We start from the raw sequence: 1,207 nt of genomic DNA, 5'->3' as shown, positions 1-1,207 counted from the left end.
CTGTCCGGTATTCTCATCGAGCAGACGATAGACTTCGCCAATCTCCGGCAAGCGGTCTTCAGTCCGTTGTATGGCCTGGATACCGCGCTGACCAACCAGCTGATCTCCCAACAACTCCCAGGAGGCATCCACTGCCGGTACCACATAGGACTCAATCCGGTTGCGGGCCTCGGTACGCTCATCGGTCTGGCTGTCGGTGTTAAACAACAGCACATCGACTTTGCTATCCTGCGGCGGCTCGGTAATGATGAGATGCGCCCCAAGGTAAGGATCGGTATTGTCGGTACTGACACCGGCATAGACTTTTCTAAGTGACACATCACCAAGGGTGCGATCAATGCGGGAAATATCCCGGAACAGGTTATTGATACCCCCATCAATCACTTCATTGCCCGTGGCTCGACCGCCGCCGTCAGACTCATCGGTCAGGCGTTGGGAAGCGTAGAGTTTTACATCATCCGGAAGAATCGCCATCCATGGATCTCCGTTAATGATCAGGGTGCGACGGTTAGCAACCTGAGGGTGAGCGAGTAAAGGTAATCGTTATCGGGGTAGGCGTAGGGCAGCACTTGTTGTGCTTCAACAGCAGCACCATGACTACGATCGAAGATCACCTGAAAGCTGCGATCATCAGCAAGAGTAAGCGTCATGACTTTTCCAGCTTCCGCTTCCAGTGCTTTGAGTGATTCGATTGTGGCGCGAGTGACCCAGGCTGACTGTTCGCCCGATAACTCAATTTCACGCCCATAGCGTTTTGCCTGCTCCTGTACCAACAACGCGCCGGTCAAGGTGCGCTCGGTTTCCTGCTCTACCGGTTGCCATTGGTATTCGTTTATCCACAGCAGATCATCGGGCAACGTCACACTATCCAGCTGCATCAAACGGCCCTCATGCCGGCAAGCTCTAGCGCCTTGAGGAGTTTCAGTTCCTCACTTTCCTGAACGCCGATATCCACCCGGCCACCGGGGTATTCAAGACGAATGGTGCGATCAGGCGTGTGTTTGGTTGCTGGCGATGGCACGTGAGCAGCAGGCGCTGATGTTGGTTGGCTGGCGGGTTGCTCCGGTGGGGATGACCTTTGCTGTTCACGCTCCCTGTCACGAAGCGATTGCTGACGCTGATCCTCAGACAGCTGGCGTCGTTTTTCGTTATACACCTGCCGGTTCAACCGCAGGGATTTCTCAAGGTTAGCAATGGACTCGGCATC

At 54.8% G+C, this 1,207-nt stretch carries 3 protein-coding genes; all 3 read right to left on the bottom strand.

Annotated features, from left to right (window positions below; all coding sequences use genetic code 11):
* On the bottom strand, positions 1–474 hold a 474-nt coding region (locus tag ABD892_RS10620), incomplete at its 3' end, for a hypothetical protein (protein WP_345195598.1).
* A gap of 20 nt (positions 475–494) precedes the next feature.
* The gene (locus tag ABD892_RS10615) at positions 495–878 is read right to left on the bottom strand and encodes a hypothetical protein (RefSeq protein ID WP_345195597.1); all 384 of its coding nucleotides are present in this window, start codon (positions 876–878) and stop codon (positions 495–497) included.
* On the bottom strand, positions 878–1,207 hold a 330-nt coding region (locus ABD892_RS10610; protein ID WP_345195596.1), incomplete at its 5' end, for a hypothetical protein. The genes ABD892_RS10610 and ABD892_RS10615, both read right to left, overlap by 1 nt.

It is taken from the genome of Kistimonas scapharcae (assembly GCF_039540975.1).
In the GTDB taxonomy this organism is placed as follows: domain Bacteria; phylum Pseudomonadota; class Gammaproteobacteria; order Pseudomonadales; family Endozoicomonadaceae; genus Kistimonas; species Kistimonas scapharcae.
Note: the sequence above shows the minus strand (reverse complement) of the source record. Positions and strands in the feature narration are given on the sequence as shown.